Here is a 25,807-nt window from a genome sequence, read left to right on the forward strand (position 1 = left end):
ATGAGAGCGATTAGGGTATTAACCGCTGTTATGGCTTTGGCATTTGGTCAATTTCTTTGGGCAGAGGCATCTCCGATACCTATGTTGGAAAATACAGCCAATCAAATTATTGCGACCCTGAAGGAAAATAAGGCTTCTTTAAAATCCAATCCCCGCATTATACAGCAGGCGGTGCAGCGCTATTTACTGCCCAATGTTGATGTTAATGGCATGGCTCGTTCTGTATTAGGACGTCAAGCCTGGAACAAAGCTTCTGTCAGTGAAAGGCAAGAATTTTCCGAGGCATTTACTCAATTAGTCATTCGCACTTATGCCAGTCCTTTATCCGAGTACACCGATGAAAGCATTAAATTTTTACCGGTGAGAGGTTCTCTTGATGGTCGATTTTTACGCGTCAATAGCGTAATTGTCCGCTCAAAGGGTAAAAACATTCCTTTAAGCTACAGCTTGGTTTCTAAAAATGGCAGCTGGAAAATTTATGATTTCAGTGTTGAAGGGGTGAGTTTATTGCAAAGCTTTCGCTCCCAATTTGCAGAAGCGTTAAGAAGCTCAAGTATGCAGGATATTATTAAACAATTGCACCAGCAATCAGGGAAAAAGGCAGCATAGTGGATAAACAAGCTTTTAAACCATCAGCGGAAATGACCTTTTCAACCGTTTCAAGAGATTGTGAACGCTTGGTCAAATATTTTCGGGAGCTGAAGGAGGATGTTATTCAGCTCGATTTAAGTGGCGTAAAGCATTGCGATAGTGCTGGTTTGGCTTTACTAATTGAGGCCAAACGATTGAGTGCAACCAAAAAGAAACGCTGTGAGATTCACAATATACCTAAGGCGGTCGAAACATTGGCCGAGTTTTGTGGTGTGGGTTCGATCTTAGGGCAAAGTTAAATTCCGCGGGAAAAGTTGTATGATAAGTAATAAAGAATTGGAAAACCGCTTGCTGGAAACAGGCGAAGTGGAATACGTGCGGGTAGAGGGGGATGGCTACCATTATCAGCTGACTATTGTCTCAAATGCTTTTCAGGGAAAGACAAAAGTGGCCAGACAACAATGGGTTTATGCCAAATTGAAAGAATACATTACGACCGGTAGTCTTCATGCGCTCAGTATGAAGACTTTAACGAAGGAAGAGTGGGAGAACGATCATGGATAAGCTTATTATTAATGGTGGCAAAGCCTTACACGGTGACGTGATCATTTCAGGAGCAAAGAATTCAGCCTTACCCATTATGGCTGCCACTCTTCTGGCAAGTGACAATGTTACTGTCGCCAATGTGCCTCATCTAAAAGACGTCACGACCATGATGGAGCTGTTAGGGCAGCTGGGTGCACAACTCACCGTAGGTGAAAAAATGAGCGTCCAGGTTGACGCCTCTAAAGTGAATGATTATGTAGCTCCTTATGAGCTGGTCAAAACTATGCGCGCCTCAATAGTGGTGTTGGGGCCTTTACTCGCCCGGTTTGGGCAGGCTGATGTGTCACTCCCCGGAGGTTGTGCCATTGGTACTCGTCCTGTGGACTTACACTTGAAAGCGCTAAAAGCGATGGGTGCTGATATTTCTGTGGAAAATGGCTACATCAAAGCCCGATGTAAAAAGGGGCGCTTGCAAGGCAAAACACTGATTTTTGACACGGTTACTGTCACAGGCACTGAAAATGTGTTGATGGCGGCTGTACTTGCTCAAGGGAAGACGGTAATTAAAAATGCTGCACGTGAGCCTGAGGTCGTGGATTTAGCTAACTTCTTAAATCATATGGGAGCTAAAATCAAAGGGGCTGGTACTGGAACCATTGAAGTTGAAGGCGTAGAAGCTTTATCGGGCGGCTCTTATAGCGTCATGCCCGATCGGATTGAGGCTGGAACCTATTTGACAGCTGGAGCTATAACCAAAGGCAAGGTGACCGTACGTAAGGTGAAACCCGACAATTTACTGTCCATGCTGTGCAAATTTGAAGAGGCTGGCGCTGAATTAGCGATTGGAGAGGATTGGGTTACTTTAAATATGAATGGCAAACGTCCTCAAGCAGTAGACATATCCACAGCTCCTTATCCAGCTTTCCCAACGGACATGCAAGCTCAATTTATGGCTCTTAATGCTGTTGCGGAAGGCAGTTCATCGGTAATCGAAAATATTTTTGAAAACCGCTTCATGCACGTACAGGAATTGCAAAGAATGGGTGCGCAAATCCGCTTGAATGGTAATACCGCTATGATTACTGGCATGGAGAAGCTAACGGGTGCCCCCGTGATGGCGACGGATTTACGAGCTTCAGCCAGCTTGATTTTAGCAGGCCTTGCGGCCGAGGGTGAAACTACAGTGGAGCGCGTCTATCATGTAGACCGCGGTTATGAGCGCATTGAGGAAAAATTCTCAAGTCTGGGCGCAGATATCAGAAGAGCCTCATCCCGGTGATAGAACGTGAAGAATTGACTTCTTACTTGCATGAACTGTTGGCTTGCGCTAATTATCAAGATTACGCGCCCAACGGCTTGCAAGTGGAAGGAAAAAGCGAAATCAACAGCATTTGTACGGCTGTTACAGCGTCAGCCGATGTGATCGAGCAAGCTATTGCCCAAAAGGCAGATGCTTTGTTGGTTCACCATGGTTATTTCTGGCGTGGAGAGGACGCAGCTCTTGTTGGTATGAAACGCCAGCGCATCGCCAAATTACTTCAGCACAATATTTCTTTATTTGCCTATCACTTACCCCTGGATTGTCACCTGCAGCTGGGGAATAATGCTTGTTTGGCCAAGCTTTTGAATCCAGATGCCGTTACAATGCATCGTGTTGGGAACACAGCAAATCTATTATGGGCTGGCGAGTTTAGAGCAGCGAAAGACAGCCAAGAGTTTGCTGTTGAACTTGAGCAAAAATTCGCGAGAAAACCCATACACATTGACTCAGGTCCTCATGAAATTAGACGTATTGCCTGGTGCACCGGAGCCGCACAGGATTTAATCGAAGAGGCATATAAATTAGGTGTAGATGCTTTTATCAGTGGAGAAATTTCCGAACGGACTTATTATCAAGCCAAAGAGCTAGGGGTGCATTATTTCAGCTGCGGTCATCACGCCACCGAACGCTACGGCATTCAAGCTTTAGGTGAACACCTTGAGTCTCAATTTCAAGTGAAACAGCAATTTATTGACAGTCCAAATCCCATCTAAAGCATCTAATTTTGCAAAAGATATAAAATACCTGGCTAAACGCCAATGAGCAGAGTTTGGCTGGCGGCTTAAGCCGCCGAGAATATTAATTAATAACCAAGGGTGGGGTTGTTTCCTGCTTAGCCTGATAATTGTCCAGTAAAAATTCACTTAATTCGGGAACATGATCATTTACTGCTGCCTTATCCGTTAATGATAATGGTTCTGACATGGGAGTTTGATGAGCCAGAAGGACTTTTTTCAATTCCTCTAGATAGGCAGGTGTTTGTCCTTTCCATGGAAGAGTGGTTTTCTCACCATTATAAGTAATTTCTAAAGCGTCATTATTCGCTTCAACATGAACCATATTGCAGTCTCTCAATGATTCCAAAACACTGGGATCAACTTGCTGAACTTCAATTCCATCAATGACATAATGGCCATTGACCAAACAGACCCCACTGGGTTTTTGTTTCTCACCCGTGGAGTAAATCTGGCTGATTACGTTACAAGTTTTAGAAACTAATTTCCAGCTGAGATCCAGGGATAACCCGAGACCCATCCCGATTCCCTGTCCTGCAATACTCCCTGCTTGGCCTAGAACCCAGGCGAAAGTAATTCCACAAAATGTATTAACGATACGATCGGCATAAGTGGGAGCCAGAAGCATAATTCCAACTGCTGCAGGCGGTCCCATGAAGTATAGTAGGCTGCTGCTTAAAAATGCCGTTATGGCCAACCGACTGCGGACGAGTTTTGTCGATTTTCCTACCATTTCCCCCATGATGTAGCCAGTGGTGTATCCTGCCAATTCCAGAGGTTTCCCGAGGAGGGGTTTCATGGCATGCATTATGGGGAAATCTTGTTTATATTTTGGATGTAAGCCATCACACTGGCTAATGACGAAATTTAGAAGGCCATCCCATTCTTTTTCACTAAATCGAGGCTCAATGAGTGCATTGACTGCTTCAAAACGTCCCTTTTCATTCAGCAACCGTTTGGCTGCTAATAAACAACAAGCTCGAGTGTCTTCATCAAAGATATTTGTTTGTGTAATTCCTAAGCACTTATTCAGAAGTTGCGTTAAGACAGCATTCTCGGGGGAACGCATGTAGTAAGTGGGATCAATTTGTGAGTTAATGTAAAGCACAATAGTGACCAACACCTGTAAACTGGTTAACTTCTCTTCCATGGCTGAATTCCATTCGGCGGAATTCAGATACTCCATTATTTGTATCATTTGCTCTTCTGAAATGCTTTTTTCTTCTTGCGACAAGTCGGAGTGTTCGTCAGTTGGAGTTCCTTTAATGGAAGCTAGTTTTTCAAGCAGTAATCTTTCAGGATGCAGCTCTTTATCCAATGCAATTAACCATTGTTCGATAAAATTAATCTGTTTATTCCGTGTTTTTACATCTTTAGCCCCTAAAAACATGCTGAAGCGATTGGGACCTTCAGAATCCAGGTTAGTTTTGGTGAGACTTATGTAGTCTGCTCGAACCGACTGTAGCAGTGTTAAAAATTGATCTGAGAGTACAAAATGCATAGTCACCTCATTCCATGTGTTGAAATATCGTCCTAATTTTTTATATTACGAGATCTTTGATTAAATGCAATCTGAAGTGGTTAATTTTTATTAATTATCGGCCTAAGCAAAAAAAGTATGAATAATTTTTAACGACTTCATAGCAAATTTAATATGGCTATTTCAATATTTTTTCTATTAACCTATTGAAAAACCGATGTTATAGTGACGGAACTTATATAAGAAACATCGGGCTAAAGGTTTATGACGTCGCTAACAAATCTGTTCAAATTACTAAGATTGTCTCATTGGACGAAAGCCGCCTTTGTATTGCTTGGTGTTGTTTACGCAGGGGCTCCGGAGTTTTTGCCGGATGCTTTGTTGGCTGCTTTGTCTTTTTGTTTAATAGCCAGCGCAGTTTATATTTATAATGATTTTCAAGATAGAGAAGAAGATCGTTTGCATCCGCAAAAACGTGAACGTCCACTGGCCTCAGGAGAAGTATCTCTTGATTTTGCCCTAAGCCTGCTGGCCATCCTTTTGATAGGAGGCCTGGTTCTTGCCTGGGCAATCTCAAGCACTCTGGCCGCTTTACTAGGCATTTATCTATTAATAAACTTAGCCTATAACCATCTGTTGAAAAGCATCCCCGTACTGGATGTTCTGTGTATCGCCAGCGGCTTTTTACTCAGGGTGCTGGCTGGAACCATCGGCATTGGTTTGCCCATTTCCTTGTGGCTGGCGGTGAGTGCCACTTTAATCAGCTTATTTATTGCCTTGTGCAAACGTCGTCTTGAAAAACAGTTGCATTTACTCTCGACACGGGCCGTACTTAAAAAATATTCTTCGCGTTTTTTAGATATCCTGATAGCGATTACGGCTGTCGCAAGTTTTGCGACTTACCTTTTATACACCATCTATGCTCGTGAAGAATCCTTCTATTTCTTATTAACCCTTCCTTTTGCAGCAATAGGTATTTGGAGATTTGCTTGGCTGAGTACCCGGGGTGCGGATATAGATGATCCCGTTTCATTGGTTTTCAATGATAATTTATCTCGTTTCAATTTATTGTGTTTTCTGGTTTTGACTTTGATTGCACTCGCAAAGTGATAGACACTCAGCCTCTTCTTGCTGTTTATTGCCTAAAGAGCAATCAATCAAGTGTCAATCAGCCTGCAAGCTGACAATTCATGACATTGTCAACAAAATTATACTTCTCGAATCGAAGCTGTAGTAAGATAGCGATTTAATTAAATCGGACAGGCTGAAGGCTAAAGGATTTTTTAAATATGAAAAGCATTTATAATTTCGTATATAAGTTATATAAAAAACTGCCCGTTATTGCCTTTGATGTTTTGGCTATTCCAACAGCCTGGTATCTGGCGTATTGGTTAAGGTATAACCTCCAGCCTTTTCCCAGCAATTTGACCAGCACCTATTCAATTTTCTCTTTGTTGCTGTTAACTGCCATTCAAGTCAGTTGCTACTATTATTTTCGCGTATATCGAGGCCTTTGGCGATTCTCCTCCCTAAAAGATGTGACAAGAATAATCAATGCCACCCTTTGCGCGACAGTATTGACCGTTTTAACACTCTATTTTGCCTCACTACTTGGTCATTTGCCGCGTTCCGTTTTACCACTTTATGACATTATTTTAGTGACTTTGCTCTGTGGGGGACGGTTGACCTTGCGGTTATACTGGGATTGGAAAGAAAAGGACAAAAGCAATGAACGAAAGCGTGTGCTAATTATTGGTGCAGGTCGCGCAGGAGACAGTTTGGTGCGTGATTTAAAACGCATCCAGATGTATTTGCCAATTGGTTTTGTTGATGACAATCCTCATAAAAGAGGTTTAGAGCTACATGGTGTAAGGGTGTTGGGAACAACTCGGGATTTGGCTGATTTGGTAATCAATTTTAATATTGATCTCATCTTCATTGCTATTCCTTCTGCTCGTTCAGCGACAATGCGACGCATTGTAAATTATTGCGAAGCTTCTAAAGTACCTTTCCGGACTTTACCTGGATTGTCCGCATTGGTCGCGGGCCGAGTGGAGGTTAATGCGCTACGCGATGTAAACATTGAAGACTTGTTAGGACGGGATCAGGTTCAATTGGAATGGGAAAAGATAGCTTCGAAAATAATGGGTAAAAGCGTCGTTGTAACAGGCGGCGGTGGCTCTATAGGTTCGGAATTATGCCGGCAAATCATGCTATTACGCCCGGCGAAGTTGTTAATTATTGATAATTCAGAGTTCAATCTCTATAAGATTGAATTAGAGTTGAAGCAAAAATTTTCAGACATTCCATTGCAGTTAGGCTTAGTTTCTGTAACGGACTCCACAGCAATTGATTTTCTTTTCCACGAGTTTAAGCCTCAGATTGTGTTTCATGCCGCAGCCTACAAGCATGTACCAATGCTGGAGGAACAAGTAAGAGTCGCTGTACAAAACAATGTTATTGGTACGCAAGTTGTGGCTGAAGCCAGTGTGGCTGTCGGCGTGGAGAAATTTATTCTCATCTCAACGGATAAAGCGGTCAATCCAACCAATATTATGGGTACAACCAAACGCATTGCTGAAATTTATTGTCAAAATTTGAACGAACGCGTTGCTACTCAGTTCATAACGGTGCGTTTTGGTAATGTGCTCGGTTCAGCAGGTAGTGTGGTTCCCTTATTTCAAAAGCAATTGCAAGTAGGGGGTCCTTTAACAGTGACCCACCCAGACATTCAGCGTTATTTCATGACCATTCCTGAAGCTTGTCAATTAATTTTACAAGCTATGGTCAATGGCCTAGGGGGAGAAATTTTTGTTCTGGATATGGGAGAACCCATTAAAATTAGTTATCTGGCTGAGCAAATGATCCGCTTGGCTGGGAAAGAGCCGGGTAAGGATATACAGATTTCTTATACCGGATTGCGTCCTGGTGAAAAACTGTTTGAGGAGCTTTTCCATCCTTCCGAAGAGTTATCACAAACGGAACATGAGAAGTTATTTAAGGCTAAGTTTCGTCATCTGGAATGGAATGAACTCATGCAAACGGTTCGCATGCTCAATATGGCTTGTGCTATGCACAACAATAGCGAACTGTATATTCTGCTAAAAAGTTTGGTACCAGAGTTTAATTCTGAGATAGCTAAAGAGTCATTGACAAATGTTATCCAATAACTATTGCGGAAGTTAAAGACTGGCTGGAAACAAGTTCTTTTTTTCTCAGGTTAGTTGTCATTAACAGTCACACATATGTGGTTTAGCCGAAATTGGAATATTTTATGATCATTAGCTATGAAGATTTCGAACGCGTCGACATCCGCTCTGGAACAATCATAAAAGTTGAGGAGTTCCCTAGGGCAAAAAATCCGGCATTTAAGGTGTGGGTGGATTTCGGAAAAGAGATAGGTATATTGCAAACCTCAGCGCAAATCACTGCAAATTACAGCACTCAGTCACTTCTAGGAAGGCAAGTAGTGGGTTGTGTAAACCTTGGAGAAAAAAACATTGCAGGATTCAAATCCCAGTTTTTATTGCTGGGGTTCAAGGATGAAAAGGGGGACATTTGTTTAGTATCTGCTGAGCCGTCAGTCCCTAATGGTCAAAAATTGCATTAGACCTATATTTTGCCGCTTGAAGATTGAAAGCAAGCAGGCTGTCAATCAAACGAGTATAGACCGATGGATTCGCTCTATACTCGCTTAATAAATCTGCTCCTAAAATGAGGGTTGGGCGGAAACTGTCGAGGATTGTGCAATAACTTCTAAACTAATTTCCACAGAAGATTGTTCCTTTTGATGTTCTTCAACTTTCAGTTGATCTTCTTGCTTATTTCCAACAGTAGCACCTTCATCATTAGCAATTTTTGTGGTAGCTGTTTCATCGTCTTCCTCTTTAGGTTTTGGACTTGAGCTTCCTTTATTCAATTTCTTCATTTTATCTGCTGAATCATTTTCCTTAACTTCCAAAAAGCTCAGTATAAATGTACTCTTATCTTTGAGTAAGTGAGTCAGTTTGCTCTGATCAAGGCTTTTCAAAAAATCATAACAATGTTTAAGGTTAGGGTTGGTCTCAAACTCTTCTTTGGTTAATCGATTGGGAATGGGCCTTAGTCTTAACCAGGACCACAGTTTTTCAAAGAAGCCAGCTTGTTGATAGTTAAAATTATCGATTTCTTTCTGGATGAGTTTGCCGCTTTGTGTTTTAAGTTTAGTGAAGGCCTCTTTAAATCTTGAGGATTCCCTGTTTAAGTCCATTCCTAAATAGCTATTTAAGCAAGAAGAAAGACTCTTCCAATCTTCTGGGCAAAGTGGTTTTTCTGCAATTCTTGCTGAGAGCTTACGAACGGCAATAATTTGCAAGTACTTTCGATAGTCTTTTTGAATCTGATTGATACTTCTTTTTAGCAGTTGAAGAGGCAAGCAATGATCTTGCTTAGTCGCTTCGGCTGCTTTCATGCACTGCTCCGCCTTGTCTAATGCATCATTGATTGCATAGATACATCGATCTTCTACAGAATTTTGTTCCACCAGATTTTGCAGAGTTTCTATTAATTGCCCAACTTCAGAAAAAGACTGGCCTGAGATGGGTTTCTCCTTAAATAAACGCAAGAGGACTTTTTCCACGTCTGGGTCAAGGAAAAGCGACAGACTGCTGCCATAAGGTTGCAGGACTTGCTCAAGATCACCAAAGCTAATTGCCTCATAATGGAATAAATCAGTAAGGGCGTTTCGAATGGCAAAAACGTCTCGTCCTTCTACCTCGTTAAGTTTGGCTAGAAATTGTTGCGGGGGGAGGTTTAATAAATCTGAAGACAGCATTTGCAAACAAGTACCCAGTGAAATCCGTTGAGTGGGTATACCACGCGTCAAAGCCTCACTTAAAACGATTAGATTAAGGTGGGCATCACTTGGATGTTTAACCGCCTTTAATAGGTTCGTCGAAAGAAGATTCAAAGGACTGTCGCCTTTTAGCAGAAATTCTTTTAAAGCAATACCAATTTGATAGGACATCGAAGGAAGGAGATCGATACTCTTAAATGCTCGCATAACACCTTGGCGGTTATTAACGCAGACCCGGATTTCAGGTGGTGTATAGAGGGGAGAGGTTCTAATGTCTTTTATATTGGCTTTTTGACCGCGTAGCAACGCCTTGCGATCACTAACGAGTATCCGATTATTTTCAACTAGGAAATTAGTGAGTTTAATGTCAGGATGAAATACATCAAGCGCTACCAACTCCTGACAAAATTCTGTAATTTGTGAAAAATAAATCTGTGCTTCAGAAGCTATTTGTTCAGTGGGAGTCTTCTTGCACAGCTGAACTAAATTACCTTGTTTAGCCAATTGGCTTATAACAATAGGTTGATAATGGTCGCCCATGTGATTCTCACTGTGCCGCATCATGTTGCCATAGTCTTGGGCAAAAAATCTGGCAACCCGGTTCGAGAGTAGGCGATGTTCTAAGGTTTGATTGTCTCTATCCTCTTCACGAATGACTAAAGTAATCTCGTCCTCTTTTTCAGCAGATAAATTAAAGAAATAGTTATGGTTGTTAACTTGTCTTTTATTCAATGGGCCAATTTTTTGATTGGGAAAATGTTGGCCTTTGCTCATCCCCAAAGCACGAATTTCCATTTCAGCCTGGACCAGAGAAAGCATTGCCATGTGATTTTCTAGCAGCTCTCGGAGCTCATCTGAGTTTTCAATTAAGTAAACCATCTTCAAATGGGTCATCAGCAATTGATTATAATTTCTGCTTGCTTCTTCTTCAGCATCTGTTTGATGAGCTTCCCTGAGCAGATTTTGAAGAATTAAAAAGCGTTCCTCCATCAGCTCATAAAATTGTTCAATGCTGTTTGGCTTTCTGCCATTAACCTCAGAGCTGTCTTGTCCAGCAGCAGTTAAAGATAAACGGTCCTCTAGCTGTTTGTGAAGGGAATGGACGGTCTCGTTATCCTGGCTCTGTATTTTAAGCAGTCGAGCACAGGCAATGGAATATTCAGCTGCTTTTAATGAAAAGGAAGCATCTCGATGTATGCCAAAATGTTGTAATAAGTCATGCAATGAGGACTCATTTTCTGTGGATTCTTGTTGATAATGCCATTTATAAACATCTTGCCTGAATCCAGGGTTTCGACACTCTTTGGAACCAGGTTCAAAAAAATCGGTCTCACTGCGATCAATGATTGCCCTAGAATACGCGTCAATTTGTTGCAATAAACACAGTTGCAAATAACCATCAGGTTCGGCTTCGTTAAATTGATCAATCAGCAGAGACAATTTACGAAAATAATGTTGGGAAGCAACGGTTGATGATGGGTTTGGTAATTTGGATAAAATCAGCTTGGGCATAATTCTTAAAATTAATTGAACAAATTGTACATAATATCACATATTCAAATTTGAACAATAAGTTAAGCCAATGTACTACGAATTAGGACTCAGTGAAACATTATAGAAGCTTGATTTTTTTTCTGAGAGAATAAAAATACAAATTCAAGTTAGGAGAGAGGAGTGAGAGTCATCGTCATGGGCGCAACCGGGACCATTGGAAAAGCCATCGTCGAGGAGCTGCAATCCCGGCATGAAATCATCCAAGTTGGCTACCATTCGGGAGATATCCAGGTTGATGTAACAGATAAAATTTCTATAGAAATGATGTTTAAGAAGGTGCAGCATGTTGATGCCGTTGTAATGGCAACCGGTAAAGTTCACTTTGGAGATTTCATGAAAATGCATGAGAGTGAATTTAATGTGGGTCTTAAAGATAAACTTATGGGGCAGGTGAATACCGTTCTTATTGGAAGACATTACCTCAATGAATGCGGTTCATTTACTTTAACGAGTGGTATCTTGAGTGATGATCCCATTCGTTTCGGCTGTTCTGCCTCTTTGGTTAATGGAGCTCTGAATTCCTTTGTGGTGGCTGCTGCACTTGAAATGCCAAAAAAACAAAGAATAAATTGCGTAAGTCCCACCGTCATCAGTGAAGCTATGGATAAATATGCTGAGTATTTCAGAGGATTTGAGCCTATTCCTGCTGTTAGGGCAGCTTTAGCCTACAGTAAAAGCGTAGAAGGATTACAAACCGGTAAAATATATCGGGTAGGTTCTAGCTTTTGAGAGAAACAGATGTTTGGAAAATTATCCCGCCTGCAGTCTGCATAGCAACGGGATTTATCATGTGAGTTTATTTCTTGCGGTTGGGAAAAATATCCTTAAATTGCAAGTTATTCATATTTTGTATGGCTAAATGCCGTTTTTTACCAAAACCACCAAACTTGTAAATCAGAATAGGGACAATAAAGCTAACCAAACCCATAACAAATGCAATTTTATAACTTGGATCCGGGTTTAAAATGAGGAAAACCAGACAAGTCAGCATTAACACGATTGCTGCAATTCCAGTGTAGGGAGAGCCGGGGGTTTTATACTTCAAATCGTCCGTTGTATACCCAGCTTTATATAAGCGTTTGCGGAAATTAATTTGTGCCCAACATAGAGAAATCCATGCAGTAGCTCCAGTAAAACCAGAAACTAGTAAGAGAGCAATATACAGCATGGACTGGCCAAAAAAATATCCCGCCGCCAGCAGTAGCCAGATCGCAATTAAAGTCACAATTCCTGCATTTTGCGGAACTGCATTGCGGTTAAGCTTACTTAGCTTGTGCGGAGCCATTCCATTACGGGCCAATGCATTGAGTGAACGAACAATCCCATATACTCCAGAGTTGGAGCAGGAGAGGGTGGCGCTTAAAGTAACGAAACTTGTGGCAACCCCCGCCCATTTTAAGCCATAAAAATTAAGTGCATCAGCGAAAACAGAGTTAGCAAGACCAGCTTTTTGCCAAGGATATATCAATACCAGACAGAATACAGGAATGATGTAAATGAATAAAATTCTGAAAGTAACTGTGCGGATTGCCCTTGGAATCATACGAGCTGGATTAATGGATTCACCTGCTGCCAGGCCAATAATTTCCGAACCTTGATAATTTACAAGGAGTAAAACCATGGCTGTTAATAGAACCATGTGGCCATTAGGGAATAACCCCCCTTGATTAAAAATGTATTTAGCACCAATGAGTCCTGGAGGTTGTGGCCCATGTATTAAACCGAAGAAAATCAAAATGGATAGAGCAACAAAGCCCATAAGAGCCGCAATTTTGATAATGGCCAGCCAAAACTCTATTTCACCAAAGGTGCCCACTTTTGCAATATTAATGTAGGTAATAAGAAGGCCAAAGCATACAGCCCATACATAGCCATTAATCCCAGTGAAATGTTGCATAATAATTCCACCGGCAATGCATTCTGCAGGTATATAAGCAACCCAGCTAATCCAATAAGACCAGCCAACACCGCAAGCGATTGTAGGCGAAATAAAATCGGCTGTGTAGGTAATAAATGAGCCTGAAATAGGAATGGCAACGGCCAACTCACCCATGCACAGCATCGTTAGGTAAATGATTAAGCCGCCTAATATATAGGCAATGAATACGGAAGGGCCTACCTGATTCACAACGGCTCCTGTCCCCAGGAAATAGCCTGAACCAATAATCCCGCCTAAGGCGATCAGTTGGACATGTCTATCCTTTAGTCCTCGCTTGTAACCGCCATCGCTTATCGGTGCGGCATGCTGTTGTTTCTGGTTAATCACTACCTTTATAATCTCTCAAAATGAAGCACCAAGGCGGAAAAATTGTACAATAATTTGGTATTTTGTCCATAATTTTCTAGGGCAAAACACAACAAGTGGAGATTTTTATAAGAAAAAGGAGTAGAAGGCAAGATTTATTTTTCTAATTTTAATTCTAAAACCTTTAAGCTTGTTTTAAACCCTTTTAATTATTATAAAATTCATCATAATGAAAGATACCTGTGCCTGTTGTTTGTAAATTAGTCCCCTTAATAAAACAAAATGAACATTCTCTCCACTACTCGTATCCTTATTCGCGAATGGCAAGATTCGGATAGCCTGGCATTTATTGCAATGAATGCTGACGCTCGAGTTATGGAGCATTTTCCTGCATTATTAAGTCCGGAAGAAACTGTGGCAATGATTTCCAGAATTAGGGCTCACATCACTCGATATGGTTATGGTCTTTGGGCGGCTGAGTTCAGAGAAACAGGAGAGTTTATGGGTTTTATCGGACTTAATGTGCCCACATTTCAATCTCACTTTACTCCTTGCGTGGAGATTGGCTGGCGTTTGGCTTGTGCATTTTGGGGAAGGGGATTAGCAACGGAAGGAGCTAAAGCGATTCTTGATTATGGATTTGAACAATTTAATTTTCCCGAAATAGTTTCATTTACCAGCGTAACGAATTTGCGCTCGCAACGAGTTATGCAAAAAATAGGTCTTCATCGTCGCGAAACGGATGATTTCAAGCATCCTGCCCTGGATGCCCATCATCGTCTTTCAGAACATGTACTTTATCGACTTTCGCAGCATCAATGGCAGACATTCAAGAGTTAGCATCACTGAAAGCTTGCGCTGCATCCACAATGATGGATTCAACCAAAGTATTTTTAAACTGGGCGTGCCGATGAAGCCCCACAGCCACTACCGCGGGTGCCAGCTCCTTTAATTTATTCAAGGCCTGCTGATATGCTTCACTTGCAGTTGAAGAGCTCTCAAGCAACTCGATGTTTGCTAAAAATGCTGCGACACTGGCTTTTCTGACTTGAATCCCTCGAAATTCAGCGTGGTCTGCACCAGTCGCAAGAATATCTTCGGGTGAAATGGCATTATGGCTCATGCCGGGATCTCCTATACCTTGGAATTTTTAAAATAGTGTGGCGATACTAATTGAAGATGGAATTTACTATATAAGAGCTTTTTTAATAAATTCAATGGACATTTTAAATGTTGATAATGGGGGAGCGAGTTTGCATTCACAAAGCGAAAACATGTTGCACAAATATGGTGAAGACGGGAGGAGATGGCTCAATCGCTTGCCTGCCCTAATTGAAAGAATAAGCAAAATGTGGGATTTAAGAGGGTTAAACCCTATAGCAAATTGTTCATTCAATTATATTTTAACTGGCTTCCGGGGTACTGAGCCTATTGTTTTAAAACTCAATCCTAGACCTTGCAATCTGCAAAAAGAAGCAGAAGCTCTAATGGCGTTTGAAAACTGCGGTGTGGTGACTCTTCTGGAGAAAGATGAACAGGCATTGCTTTTAGAGCGGGCAATTCCTGGAGATTCATTAAAAATGGATTGGCCAGCCCAGGAGCTTGAGTCCGTCAAAATTGCCTGCGAATGCATAAAACAGTTGCAGAAAGTTTCTCCTGCTGAAGGGTTCCCTTATGTTTCCCAGTGGTTTTCAGCCCTTGATGAGGATTGGTTAGCAATACCCAAGCACTATTTGTGCATGGCTCGCGAGCTTAAAAATTATTTAATGCAAACGGCAGGACCCATTAAATTGCTTCATGGTGACTTACATCATGACAACATTCTTCGCCATGGCAAGCGCTGGTTAATCATTGATCCCAAAGGGGTTGTTGGCGAAGAAATATATGAGTTATGCGCCTTTATAAGAAATCCCATGCCAAATTTATTGCAATGCCAAGATGCTGCAAAACTTTTGCAAAATCGAATTCACATGTTTGCCAGTCTGCTTCATTTAGATGAAGTGCGTATTTATCAATATTGTTTTGTCCAAATCATCCTGTCTTGGATTTGGAATATGCAAGATGGACTTAACTGCGATTACTTTGCTTCTTTAGCGAACATGTTTGCTCCTCTAATACCTGACCTGTAATGAATTTATTGACTGTTTGTACAGCTATCGTTATGTTCTTGCTGGGAACAACAGGGATAGGATTATTAAGATGAAAGTCTCACAAGTTAGAGAATGGCTCCAATATTACGATTTAAATAAAGGTAAGTTCCGAATATTAGTAGATGAAAAGCACATTCGGGAATTACGCCAGTTCAGCGATTCTTTGGCAAATCGAAATGATAATGATGATTTAAACGAAGTTGAGCTTCTTAATCTGGCAAAAATTTGCTCTGGAAAACGCACCTGGAATGGTTCGCAAAGCAGCATCACCCTGGATGAACTTGCAAAATTTCTTGGAGGGAGGGACGCGCTTATCCAATTGAGAAGGAGCGCTCTTTTAAACGTAAGTAATTTAAAGTTACTGATGAACAGTCAATATCCTAACGCGCTTTCATCCTTAATCGTTTTATTAAAGGGTAAATACAACGAGGAATTTTTCGAGGATTTTTCAAAAGACGCCAATCTGGTGACAATCGAGCCAAGGTTGCCCTACATAACGTCTCTCGTAGAAGAACTTCGCACCCCTTCAAAGACAGCCTTAATGCTGGTAGCGCAAAGCAAAGACTCGGAAAGCATGCTGGATACTGTTTTGTTGTTAACCCAACATAAATTTGACGAAAGCGACTGGGAGTGTCTGCCTCTCTCTGAAGATATTGCTCAAATTTATGAGGTGTTAAATTTACTTGTCGATGCCGATCGTGGTTTGTTGCCACAATATTTCAAACGCATTTGCCAATTGGGAAATCTGAATAAATTTTTATTGCCTATCTTGAAAGAGTTGGCGCGTTCTAAAGATAACATTACTTCGACAGCTCTAGATAAACTGCTCTCCAGTGTTGGGGTAAAATCGCTGGAAATTCAAGCGAAATGGATAAAGGTATTTGATGAAAATGGTTGGGATATTCAGAGTAATTTACCCGCAATCATTTTTACAATCGACCTCGGGAATATCAAAGTTCTCGATGCTTCTATAAGTATTTTAAATCGGTTCCGATTGAATAAAGATTCGGCACAGGCTGTTTTTGATGTCCTTTTTCACAATCCTGAATATTATTCAATTCTTAGAGAAATGGACTATATGTACATGCTGATGCCGAAAACGGATGCGAATATTATTTTTAGAACGCCATTGTCTGCTGAAAAAATGGCAAAGGGTATAATGATTTTGGAAAAGGCATCTATCGGCAACCCAAAATACAAAGAAATACTGAGTATCCATCATGAAGAAGCAGAATCATTGGCTTATTTATTTAAACAGCTTGCCCAACTTGGAAATTTGGATGAATTCCACATGGAAATGGTGCTTAAGCACCCTGAAAATGCGTCTATCGCGGGAGGCATTTTAAAGCAACTCTTGGCTAATCATATAAGTAAAATCGAAGACAAATGCTCTTTATATGAAAGCTTGTATGCAAGGAATGTATTAAATCTTGAGTTCCAGGATTTATTGGCAGACTTAAACAAGGCTAAATTGCTGACGGTTCCTAACCTCAATAAAATACTGGAGCATGTGGGTCTTTTTCGGACCATTGCCAGTGCTTGTTGTTGTTTAGCTCAGAGTGAACAGTTAAACCAAAGTAATTTGGAGCTGATTTTAGAAGATCCAAAGAGGGCATTAATCATTGCAGAGCTGCTTGGAGGCAAGCCGCGAATAGACAATAAGGAAGACCTGGATGAAGGTGCCAAGGATTATGGACAAGTCCTCAGGGCGGCCCGCTATTTAGCTTTGGGACAAAGGGGTTATGCATTTTTTGGCTATCCCAAGAAACCTAAAGAACGCCAGGTCCAACGATTTTGTGAATTAAGCCACCAGGACAGCAGTATATTCGAGCTGCAATTTCAGTTAGAACAGCAAAAAGCCCTGTTAATCAAGATTGCCGCTATGTGTGGAAATGGCTATCTGGAAGTGGAGTCAAAAGAAGCAACCGCCACCAATGTATTTCAAAACATGATGATTTAATCGTTACAGCAGGCGTTACCAAGTATGGATAGCGCCTGATTATGTTTGGAGGGTTCCCTCTGGATACGTTCTAGGCTTTAAAATCCCACAAATATCTTCGATTGAAAAGCGGCTTAAAACCCATTTTTTTATACAAGGAAAGGCTCCCTTGAGCCGACTCCAGAAAACAAAATTCAACCCCCGTGTTTTTGAGCTGATTAAGGGTATAAGTTAATAAATGGCGCCCGAATCCTTGTCCCTGGTAAGCAGGCAAGGTACCAAAGTCATCAATGCGGGCTAAGTTTTTGTGTCTCGACACGGTAAGAGAAGAGATCGGTCTATCATTCACATACAAAGTAAGATGCTGCAGCTGGGCTTTTTTGCCCAAGGCGTGTTGATGCGTGCCTAAGTAAATGGCTGTTAGTTCGAGCGTTGAATTGAAGGCTTCGATTAAGGGTTGCATCCAGTCCTGAAGCGCCTCATTGCTTCCTTTAATTAAGCAATTGTCTTTTTGATATTGGGGTTGCAGGTCATCATGAAGTTGAATAACCATCGGTGTTGCGGATTCGTAATGATTAAAATAACTAGCGACTTCAGAAAAGGCCATGTCATTGTCAAGAAAGTGGTCAGAAATAACCGCTGACCAGGGTAACTGCTGCCTTGAAAAAAACTGGTCGTACTTGCTAAAGAAATCATGCATGTTGGTGGGTTTTTTATACAAAACCAGCAGATTCAAGCTGGAAATCGGTACATCCGTGATGTAGACGTTGCTGCCTTCGTCTAAGCTCCCCGATTTGATGCTGATTGATTCAAAAAAATATTGTTCGCACTCGTAGAAAAACTGAATTAAGGGGGAATGCATGGAACACTCTCAGTGGGTGGCGGAGAGAGAGGGATTCGAACCCTCGATACGTTGCCGTATACACACTTTCCAGGCGTGCGCCTTCAACCGCTCGGCCATCTCTCCTCAAGCGCGAAGAATATACTCATATTCTTAGGAAATCAACCTGCTCTTTAATTAAAAGCTGTTGCATGCGATATTTTTTCAAAATTGTGGTGACCCTGAAGAATCAATCAGTAATTATAAAAAGAAAGCATAGCTCATAAGCAGCGCTTAATTTTCAGAGATCGTTTATAATTAACGTATTCTTCTGGGCTATGGTTTTCATTATGAAATGGATTATTTCTATCTTTGGTTTACTGGCCTCCACCCAATTGTTTGCCTTTCCCTGTTTTTTTACCTTAGCCAAAGACAGTTGTTGGACAAATTATGAGGTTAAAGTAGTGGTCATTGATTCCAATACCAATGAGCCCGCAGTCACTATTGATTTACCCAAGGGCAAGTCCTGGGCGAGAGCAAGGTATGAGTGTCAACCTGCGCAAAGTTTCTATTATGAAGCAACCTATCAACCGGTTTTTTGGCAAAGTGAAATCGGTAAAAAATACATGTCCATACGCTACTGGTCTATGCCAGGTTCAATTGGCCCTAAAGAAGTAGCCTGGAATATTCCCATTTGTTTTCCTAGCAATTTTTCTGCGGTCCCTTTTCCACCTGATGCTACCGGCAATTGCTCCTGCGATTGGAATAAGATTCCCGCACCAACACCCTAACTGCCTGTGAACACAGAATGAACTTGAATTTTAAACTTGCTTCTATTAAAAAGAGCCCTTGAATTTTTAATCACTCTGGTAACATGACAAAAATAATTTCTTTTTTCCTATTTATCCTTGGCTTAACTTTTGAAAGTTTGGCTTTTTCAACCCCTTATCCCAGTGGTGAACCTTTCCCTCCTTTTAAAATTGTCAGCAATCTGTATTACGTGGGCAATAAGGATTTAGCCAGTTACTTAATCGTCAGTTCAGAAGGTAATATTCTGATTAATAGCAATTTGCAAACGGATGTACCTGCAATCAAGGCCAGCATTGAGCAACTTGGTTTTAAGTTTGCGGACACCAAAATTCTTTTAATCAGCCATGCCCATGCCGATCATGATGCTGGAAGCGCTCTCATTAAAAAAATGACTGGGGCGAGCTATATGGTTATGGATGAGGATGCACCAGTTGTTGAAAGCGGGGGAAAGCTCGATTTTCAGTATGGGAATGATCCCGATAGTATTTATGAACCAACCAAGGTGGATCATGTGCTTCATGATGGTGAAGAAGTGAAACTGGGTGATGCACGCTTAATCGCACATCGGACTGCTGGCCATACTAAAGGATGCACTACATGGACTATGAAGATTAAGGATAAAAATAAAAGCTATGATGTGGTTATTCTGGGTAGTCCCAATGTAAATCCAGGCTATCAATTAATAAATAACCAAACCTATCCAGATATAGCCAAGGACTACAAGAAGGGTTTTGAAATTCTAAAATCTTTGCATTGTGACTTATTTCTGGGTGCACATGCTGGCTACTTCGGTCTTGAGCGGAAATACGCTGCCTTGAAAAAGGGTGCCAAGGCAAATCCCTTCGTTGATCCTGAAGGTTATAAACGCTATATAACCGAAAAAGAAGAACGGTTTATGGCTGAGTTGAACAAACAGCAGGTTTTGAACAGAAAAGCCAATGGTTGAGCCCACTGGCTTATTAAAAATTAGTTCTTCAGATTTAATAAAGAGCTGGGTGGAAGAAACTTCCTTTCCAGGCACTCAGCTTGTATTATTCTCAGCATCATAAAAAGAAAGGGCTGAGATGGCTGAATTAAGACAACAAATTGCTCAAATGTTGGTCATGGGCTTTGCAGGAACCAGTATTGACGAGGTACACCCTGTTAGAAAATGGATAAGCCAGGAACAAATAGGTGCTGTTATTCTATTTGATTATGATATGCAAAACCGTTGCCAGGGAAAAAATTTGATCAATAAAGAGCAAATTCAGCAATTGACTGAGCAACTCCAGCAAGCTCTTCCTGACCATGCCAAGCTTCCTCTGTTTATTGCCATCGATTATGAAGGAGGGAGCATTGATCGCCTGAAATACGTCCCCGACTGCCCAAAAACCTTAACTCCCTCGGAATTAGCGGCACTTGATGAGACTGAATTTCAAACGCATGTAGGAGGCATGGCCAGTACCGTTAAATCCTTGGGATTTAACTTGAATTTTGCACCAGTTGTTGATCTGGATTTAAACAAGGAACAGGGTATTATCGGAAAATTAGGCCGTAGTTTTTCAGCTAATCCCGATGAGGTTGCTAGTTTGGCTGCTTCTTTTGTCTCAAATTTTGCTGAACATAAACTGATATGTTGTTATAAGCATTTTCCAGGGCATGGGAGTGCGCCAGGGGATACCCATGAGGATTTTGTCGATGTGACTGACAGCTTTCAACCCAGTGAATTACAACCTTACCAGCAATTAGCAAAGCGGCACGATTTACCGGCTATGATTATGACCGCACATGTTATCAATCGAAACCTCGACCCCAGTGGTTTACCAGCCACGTTATCTAAAAAAATGCTCACAGGCCTGTTAAGGGAAGAGTTCGGGTTCGAGGGTGTTATCGTCAGTGATGATTTGCAAATGCATGCCATAGCCAAGCATTATTCCTTGGAAAAATCACTGGAATTAACCATCAATGCGGGCGCTGACATGTTGATCTTCGGTAATCAACTGGGCCAAATCACGGCACCGGAGGTTATCGACAAAATTGAGCAATTGGTTTTAAGCGGGGTGATTTCATCTGCTCGTATAGCAGAGTCTTACGAAAGAATTCTCAAACTCAAACATGTCCTGGGTACAAGTCATTGATAGAAATGACTTGACCGAGAGACGATATGTGTTAAAATGTGATCTCTATGTTCAAAACTAATACAGCGGTGATTATGAACGATTCAGATTTACCTTCTTATTTAATGTCTTTTCCCTCAGCTTGTTCTTCCTCTTTTTGCTGCTGCTGTTGTTGCTGTTAATCAAACACCCCTTTTCCTGATTTAATTGATAAGAAGGTATTTCCACATGTGCGCTCAGCAAACTCCAGCGAAAAAAAAATGGCTTTCTCCAGCTAGCCTTTATGCGTTGATGATCCTTTTAGGTATATTTAGTGGCTATTCTGACATTCCTTTTTTAAAGGCCTCAGGTTTATTCATTGCGGATGTGTTCATTAAAATTTTTAAATGCATCAGCCTGCCCATCATTGCGTTATCCATTATTGTTACGTTGTCCAATTATCGCGCAGATGGTGCTATGAAAACAGTATGGCGTCGAGCGATGACCTATACACTAGGGACAACCTTGATTGCTGCAGCCATTAGCTGCTTATTGTACTTACTGATTCAACCGAATATGGTTGGCGTGGTAAAAGCTGGTGTGATGACTCCAAAGGCCAGTGGGTTAGGTTATTTTGAACACATAGCCAATTTAATTCCTTCCTCTATTTGGTCGCCTTTTCTTGAGCATCAAGTCATGGGGGTGTTGTTGTTGGGGATTGTTGTTGGCATCGCCATCCGATTTATCCCTGAACCAGAAGCCCGACATACGATTACGCAATTTTTCCGTGGGGCTCACGGTTTATTTATGGTGATCACCAACTGGATCATCACGATTATCCCCATTGGTTTATTTGGATTTATTACAACCACAGTGGTGCAGTTGCGTGGTGGTATTACTATTAAAGGGATAAGCCAATATTTGCTGATTATCGTGTTGGCCAATTTAATTCAAGGTTTAATTGTTTTACCCCTTTGGTTAAAGTCTCAAGGGATTAAGCCTTTCGCTGCCCTTAAAGGAATGATGCCTGCACTGTCGGTAGCATTTTTCTCAAAATCTTCAGTCGGGACTTTGCCGATTACCATGGAAACCGCTGAAAAAAACCTGCAGGTGAAACCCGAGGTAAGCCGATTTGTATTGCCTCTTTGCACCAGCCTTAATATGAATGGCTGTGCTGCATTTATCTTTACCACGGTTATCTATCTCATGCAAAATCATGGGCTGGTGATTACTGTGCCCATGATGTTGTTGTGGGTGATCATTGCAACCATTGCCGCAATTGGTAATGCTGGGGTGCCCATGGGCTGCTTTTTCTTAAGTGCAAGCCTCCTTGCCAGTATGAACATTCCAATCACCTTACTAGGAATAATTCTGCCGTTTTACAGTCTCATTGATATGCTTGAAACAGCCTTAAACGTGTGGTCAGATTCCTGTGTTGCCAAAGTGGTTAATGATAAGGTTGAAAACGCAGGGCAAGTGAGCGAAAGAACTCCAGCAGTTAGCCTGTCCTAGGGTTAAAAACCAGAACAGCTGAATTTGCCGAAGGCATTTTACAATGCCTTCGCAGTTTCCTGTTTATTCGGCCGAAGCCTGTCAATTACATTAAAATTTGGACGGCAATTTTATAATAGATGCTTTCCAGGGCTTCTAAATCGGTGAATGATACACATTCATTAATCTGATGGATGCTGGCATTAATAGGTCCGAGCTCAATGACTTCCACGCCATAAGGTGCAATAAACCGACCATCTGATGTCCCGCCGCTGGTGGATAATTCCGGCGTTTTATCAGTAACTTGCTGAATGGCTTTAATGGAACTCTCGAGCAATGTTCCATGAGCTGTTAAGAAAGGCTGCCCATTCAATCGCCACACAATTTTCGGGTTAAGATCATGTGCATGAAAACAATCCTCAACTGCCTGTTTTAACGCTTCAGCGGTCTGTTCCGTGGAAAAACGAAAATTAAAATGGATTATTAATTCACCAGGAATAATATTGTCCCCTTGGCCGCCCGCTTTTACCTGGGTAACCTGAAAAGTAGTTGGTGGGAAGTGGGCATTGCCTTGATCCCATTCCCTGGTAGTTAAATCAGCCAAAGCAGGACTAATTTTGTGAATCGGATTTTCAGCCAAATGTGGATAGGCAACATGACCTTGTTTGCCTTGTAAGCTTAATTTCCCTGTCAGCGAACCACGGCGACCAATTTTAATCACATCACCTATCTCTTTGGAGCTTGAGGGTTCACCAATGATGCAATAATCAGGTTTAATACCCAATTTTTGGAGTTCAGCCATTACATAAGGGGTACCCAGATCAAAATCATCCCCTTCTTCTCCACTGGTAATAAGAAAACCTAAGCTTCCATTTATGGAGGGATGATGATCGATAAAATCTTTAGCCATCTTCATCATGCAGGCTAAGCTCCCTTTCATATCAGCAGTGCCACGGCCATACAGAAGACCCTCTTTTTCAGTTAATTCGAAAGGAGGGGAGTTCCATTTAGATAGATCACCCGCAGCGACTACGTCGGTGTGTCCTGCAAACAACAAGAGAGGGGCCTGATTGCCATAAACGGCAAAAAAATTATTGACGGGGGGATTGTTGAATCGCTGGCAGCGAAAACCAAGCGACTCAAAAAAAGCAATCATGTATTCTTGACACCCCGCATCTTGAGGGGTCACGGAGGGAAAGGAAACCAGCTGTTCAACAATGGCTTTTAAATGGCTATCCATTATTTTATATCTCGTAATAATTCATTGATGCTCACTTTTGCTCGCGTTTTTTCATCGACTTGTTTAACGATTACTGCACAGTAAAGGCTGTAGCGGCCATCTTCACTAGGTAAATTACCAGGAACAACGACTGAGCCGGCAGGAATTCGGCCATAGGTGATGCTGCCTGTCAACCGATTGTAAATTTTGGTGCTTTGTCCTAAATATACGCCCATTGATAATACTGAGCCTCGCTCAACGATGACGCCTTCGACTACCTCAGAACGTGCACCAATAAAGCAATTGTCTTCAATGATTGTGGGGTTGGCTTGTAAAGGCTCGAGCACACCCCCAATGCCTGCGCCACCGGATAAATGAACGTTTTTACCGATTTGAGCACAGGAACCTACTGTTGCCCAAGTATCCACCATAACGCCTTCATCTATGTAGGCGCCCACATTGACATAAGAAGGCATCAAAACCGTGTTTTTGCCAATAAAAGCCCCTCGGCGAACCATGGCATGCGGTACCACGCGAACACCGCTTTCTTGAAATTCTTCAAGGGAGTAGTGTTGATATTTCAGAGGAACTTTGTCATAAAATTTGCTAAATCCGCTGTCGATCACTTCATTCGATTTAAGTCGAAATGATAAAAGAACTGCTTTTTTAATCCATTGATGCACGACCCACTCACCGTTCATGTATTCAGCGACACGAAGATGTCCTTGATCTAAACCGTTTAAAACGTCTTCAATTGCCTCAAAAATTTCTTTTGGGGCTGTTTGCGCGGTTAATTCTTGCCGCTGTTCAAAACCTAGTTCAATAGTGGATTGTAATGAATTCATAATGTATAGCCTGAAAGGGATGGCAAATTAGTATAACGAATGAAAAGCTTTATATAAATGAGAAGTTGGCAATCTCGGTTTTCAGCAAAGAGGATAGGGAGTATACTGCATTCCATTTTCATTGATTGAGCTTCTTATGCGTTTGTTAATTACCGGGGCTGCAGGATTTATTGGCTATCATTTAGCAAAGTTGCGCTTGGAGCGCGGTGATACGGTGATAGGCATTGATAATCTGAATGAATATTACGACGTGCGTCTAAAACAAGCACGCTTGGAGTTATTGCAAACTCATTCAAACTTTCATTTTTACCAAGCTGATATTGTCAATGAACAACAAATACAGGAAATCTTTTTACAATGGAAACCGCAGCGTGTGGTGAATTTGGCCGCTCAGGCGGGGGTGCGCTATTCTTTAACTCATCCTCAGCTGTACGTACAATCCAATCTGGTGGGGTTTGGACATATCATTGAAGCTTGCCGACAGCACCATGTTGAACATTTGATTTACGCATCAACCAGCTCCGTGTATGGGGCTAATGAAGCTCAACCCTACAAGGAAAGTGAAAGTGCGAATCATCCATTAACCATCTACGCTGCTACAAAACGAGCGAATGAGTTGATTGCCCACTCCTATTCGCATTTATACCAATTGCCCACCACTGCATTGCGTTTTTTTACTGTGTATGGTCCTTGGGGAAGGCCAGATATGGCATTCTTTTCTTTTACTCGCGACATACTCGCTGGCAAAGCCATTAAAGTGTATAACCATGGTCAGATGCAGCGAGATTTCACCTACATTGATGACATTGTTAATGGAGTTTCTTTAGCCATTGATAAAGTTGCTGAACCCGATATGGATTGGTTGGGTGATAATCCCAATCCTGCAAGCAGCTATGCTCCTTTTAAAGTCTACAACATTGGATATGGAAACCCCGTAAACCTCCTGGATTATATTGCCGCTATTGAAAAAGCCACAGGCAAGCCGGCTATTAAAGAATTCGTATCTATGCAAGCAGGAGATGTTGTCTCAACTCATGCCAGCACGGAGCGTTTGCAAAATGAATTAGGCTATTTGCCGACAATCGGATTCGAAGAAGGGGTGGAACGTTTCGTGCGTTGGTATATGGAGTTTTACCATCAATAACCTTGTATG

24 protein-coding genes and 1 tRNA gene are annotated in these 25,807 nt (G+C 41.6%); 17 read left to right on the forward strand and 8 right to left on the reverse strand.

The features are described 5' to 3' along the window. From EL203_RS05145 to EL203_RS05165, 5 genes are read left to right on the forward strand one after another with little or no spacing between them, the layout of a single operon-like run. The gene (locus EL203_RS05145; RefSeq protein WP_058470193.1) at positions 1-609 is read left to right on the forward strand and encodes an MlaC/ttg2D family ABC transporter substrate-binding protein; all 609 of its coding nucleotides are present in this window, start codon (positions 1-3) and stop codon (positions 607-609) included. Beyond that, positions 609-890, forward strand: coding sequence for an STAS domain-containing protein (locus EL203_RS05150; protein ID WP_058470192.1), 282 nt, complete (start codon positions 609-611; stop codon positions 888-890). The genes EL203_RS05145 and EL203_RS05150 overlap by 1 nt, the downstream gene beginning before the upstream one ends. A gap of 19 nt (positions 891-909) precedes the next feature. Beyond that, positions 910-1,155, forward strand: coding sequence for a BolA family protein (locus tag EL203_RS05155; RefSeq protein ID WP_058470191.1), 246 nt, complete (start codon positions 910-912; stop codon positions 1,153-1,155). After that, positions 1,148-2,416, forward strand: a complete 1,269-nt coding sequence (murA, locus tag EL203_RS05160; RefSeq protein ID WP_058470190.1) for a UDP-N-acetylglucosamine 1-carboxyvinyltransferase — start codon at positions 1,148-1,150, stop codon at positions 2,414-2,416. The genes EL203_RS05155 and murA overlap by 8 nt, the downstream gene beginning before the upstream one ends. After that, complete coding sequence (locus EL203_RS05165) at positions 2,413-3,171, forward strand: Nif3-like dinuclear metal center hexameric protein (protein WP_058470189.1); 759 nt, start codon at positions 2,413-2,415, stop codon at positions 3,169-3,171. The genes murA and EL203_RS05165 overlap by 4 nt, the downstream gene beginning before the upstream one ends. An 85-nt stretch (positions 3,172-3,256) precedes the next feature. Here the strand turns inward: EL203_RS05165 and EL203_RS05170 are convergent, their stop codons facing one another. Further along, positions 3,257-4,693, reverse strand: coding sequence for a hypothetical protein (locus EL203_RS05170; protein ID WP_058470188.1), 1,437 nt, complete (start codon positions 4,691-4,693; stop codon positions 3,257-3,259). 243 nt (positions 4,694-4,936) lie between these two features. Between EL203_RS05170 and EL203_RS05175 the strand changes: the two genes are divergently transcribed. The 3 genes from EL203_RS05175 to EL203_RS05185 all read left to right on the forward strand — a co-directional run bounded on the left by EL203_RS05175 (position 4,937) and on the right by EL203_RS05185 (position 8,282). Then, a complete protein-coding gene (locus EL203_RS05175) occupies positions 4,937-5,782 on the forward strand; it encodes a decaprenyl-phosphate phosphoribosyltransferase (protein WP_058470187.1) in 846 nt (281 codons plus the stop codon). Between the two features lie 179 nt (positions 5,783-5,961). After that, the gene (locus EL203_RS05180; RefSeq protein ID WP_058470186.1) at positions 5,962-7,842 is read left to right on the forward strand and encodes a polysaccharide biosynthesis protein; all 1,881 of its coding nucleotides are present in this window, start codon (positions 5,962-5,964) and stop codon (positions 7,840-7,842) included. A 104-nt stretch (positions 7,843-7,946) separates the two neighbouring features. Further along, positions 7,947-8,282, forward strand: a complete 336-nt coding sequence (locus EL203_RS05185; protein WP_058470185.1) for a tRNA-binding protein — start codon at positions 7,947-7,949, stop codon at positions 8,280-8,282. Positions 8,283-8,381: 99 nt separating this feature from the next. Here the strand turns inward: EL203_RS05185 and EL203_RS05190 are convergent, their stop codons facing one another. Then, positions 8,382-11,018, reverse strand: a complete 2,637-nt coding sequence (locus EL203_RS05190) for a protein kinase family protein (RefSeq protein WP_058470184.1) — start codon at positions 11,016-11,018, stop codon at positions 8,382-8,384. A 162-nt stretch (positions 11,019-11,180) separates the two neighbouring features. On the opposite strand from EL203_RS05190, the gene EL203_RS05195 reads away from it, so the two are divergent. After that, positions 11,181-11,789, forward strand: a complete 609-nt coding sequence (locus EL203_RS05195) for a short chain dehydrogenase (RefSeq protein ID WP_058470183.1) — start codon at positions 11,181-11,183, stop codon at positions 11,787-11,789. A gap of 67 nt (positions 11,790-11,856) precedes the next feature. Here EL203_RS05195 and EL203_RS05200 read toward each other — a convergent pair whose 3' ends face one another. Then, positions 11,857-13,326, reverse strand: a complete 1,470-nt coding sequence (locus tag EL203_RS05200; protein WP_122224896.1) for an amino acid permease — start codon at positions 13,324-13,326, stop codon at positions 11,857-11,859. Positions 13,327-13,587: 261 nt separating this feature from the next. On the opposite strand from EL203_RS05200, the gene EL203_RS05205 reads away from it, so the two are divergent. Beyond that, positions 13,588-14,145, forward strand: coding sequence for a GNAT family N-acetyltransferase (locus EL203_RS05205; protein WP_058470181.1), 558 nt, complete (start codon positions 13,588-13,590; stop codon positions 14,143-14,145). Here EL203_RS05205 and EL203_RS05210 read toward each other — a convergent pair. After that, on the reverse strand, positions 14,135-14,428 hold the full coding sequence (locus EL203_RS05210) for a hypothetical protein (RefSeq protein WP_058470180.1): 294 nt from the start codon (positions 14,426-14,428) through the stop codon (positions 14,135-14,137). The two genes, EL203_RS05205 and EL203_RS05210, sit on opposite strands and share 11 nt — an antisense overlap. Positions 14,429-14,558: 130 nt before the next feature. Here EL203_RS05210 and EL203_RS05215 point away from each other — a divergent pair, with 130 nt between their 5' ends. Beyond that, positions 14,559-15,434 carry an aminoglycoside phosphotransferase family protein gene (locus tag EL203_RS05215; protein WP_064108345.1) on the forward strand — a complete coding sequence of 292 codons (876 nt, stop codon included), beginning with the start codon at positions 14,559-14,561 and terminating at the stop codon, positions 15,432-15,434. Between the two features lie 70 nt (positions 15,435-15,504). Further along, positions 15,505-17,415 (forward strand): hypothetical protein, encoded by a 1,911-nt coding sequence (locus EL203_RS05220; protein ID WP_058470178.1) that lies wholly within the window; start codon positions 15,505-15,507, stop codon positions 17,413-17,415. A 70-nt stretch (positions 17,416-17,485) separates the two neighbouring features. Here EL203_RS05220 and EL203_RS05225 read toward each other — a convergent pair whose 3' ends face one another. Together EL203_RS05225 and EL203_RS05230 are read right to left on the reverse strand one after the other, a co-directional pair. Continuing rightward, a complete protein-coding gene (locus EL203_RS05225) occupies positions 17,486-18,256 on the reverse strand; it encodes a GNAT family N-acetyltransferase (RefSeq protein WP_058470177.1) in 771 nt (256 codons plus the stop codon). A gap of 17 nt (positions 18,257-18,273) precedes the next feature. Beyond that, positions 18,274-18,361, reverse strand: a tRNA-Ser gene (locus tag EL203_RS05230). Between the two features lie 203 nt (positions 18,362-18,564). Here EL203_RS05230 and EL203_RS05235 point away from each other — a divergent pair. The 4 genes from EL203_RS05235 (at position 18,565) to EL203_RS05250 (ending at position 22,611) form a co-directional block, all read left to right on the forward strand. Further along, entirely contained in the window at positions 18,565-19,005 is a 441-nt protein-coding gene (locus EL203_RS05235) for a hypothetical protein (protein ID WP_058470176.1), read from the forward strand. 83 nt (positions 19,006-19,088) lie between these two features. Further along, positions 19,089-19,970 (forward strand): subclass B3 metallo-beta-lactamase, encoded by an 882-nt coding sequence (gene bla, locus EL203_RS05240; RefSeq protein WP_058470175.1) that lies wholly within the window; start codon positions 19,089-19,091, stop codon positions 19,968-19,970. Positions 19,971-20,088: 118 nt separating this feature from the next. Next, complete coding sequence (locus tag EL203_RS05245) at positions 20,089-21,141, forward strand: glycoside hydrolase family 3 protein (RefSeq protein ID WP_058470174.1); 1,053 nt, start codon at positions 20,089-20,091, stop codon at positions 21,139-21,141. Positions 21,142-21,348: 207 nt separating this feature from the next. Next, positions 21,349-22,611 (forward strand): dicarboxylate/amino acid:cation symporter, encoded by a 1,263-nt coding sequence (locus tag EL203_RS05250; RefSeq protein WP_058470173.1) that lies wholly within the window; start codon positions 21,349-21,351, stop codon positions 22,609-22,611. A gap of 85 nt (positions 22,612-22,696) precedes the next feature. Here EL203_RS05250 and dapE read toward each other — a convergent pair whose 3' ends face one another. Both dapE and dapD read right to left on the reverse strand, forming a co-directional pair. After that, positions 22,697-23,830, reverse strand: a complete 1,134-nt coding sequence (gene dapE / locus EL203_RS05255) for a succinyl-diaminopimelate desuccinylase (RefSeq protein WP_058470172.1) — start codon at positions 23,828-23,830, stop codon at positions 22,697-22,699. Further along, on the reverse strand, positions 23,830-24,654 hold the full coding sequence (dapD, locus tag EL203_RS05260; RefSeq protein WP_058470171.1) for a 2,3,4,5-tetrahydropyridine-2,6-dicarboxylate N-succinyltransferase: 825 nt from the start codon (positions 24,652-24,654) through the stop codon (positions 23,830-23,832). Before dapD ends, dapE begins: the two co-directional genes overlap by 1 nt. A 136-nt stretch (positions 24,655-24,790) precedes the next feature. Here dapD and EL203_RS05265 point away from each other — a divergent pair, with 136 nt between their 5' ends. Then, entirely contained in the window at positions 24,791-25,798 is a 1,008-nt protein-coding gene (locus EL203_RS05265; protein WP_058470170.1) for an NAD-dependent epimerase, read from the forward strand. Positions 25,799-25,807: the final 9 nt, after the last annotated feature.

Origin of the sequence: Legionella jordanis (genome assembly GCF_900637635.1) — a bacterium.
In the GTDB taxonomy this organism is placed as follows: Bacteria; Pseudomonadota; Gammaproteobacteria; order Legionellales; family Legionellaceae; genus Tatlockia; species Tatlockia jordanis.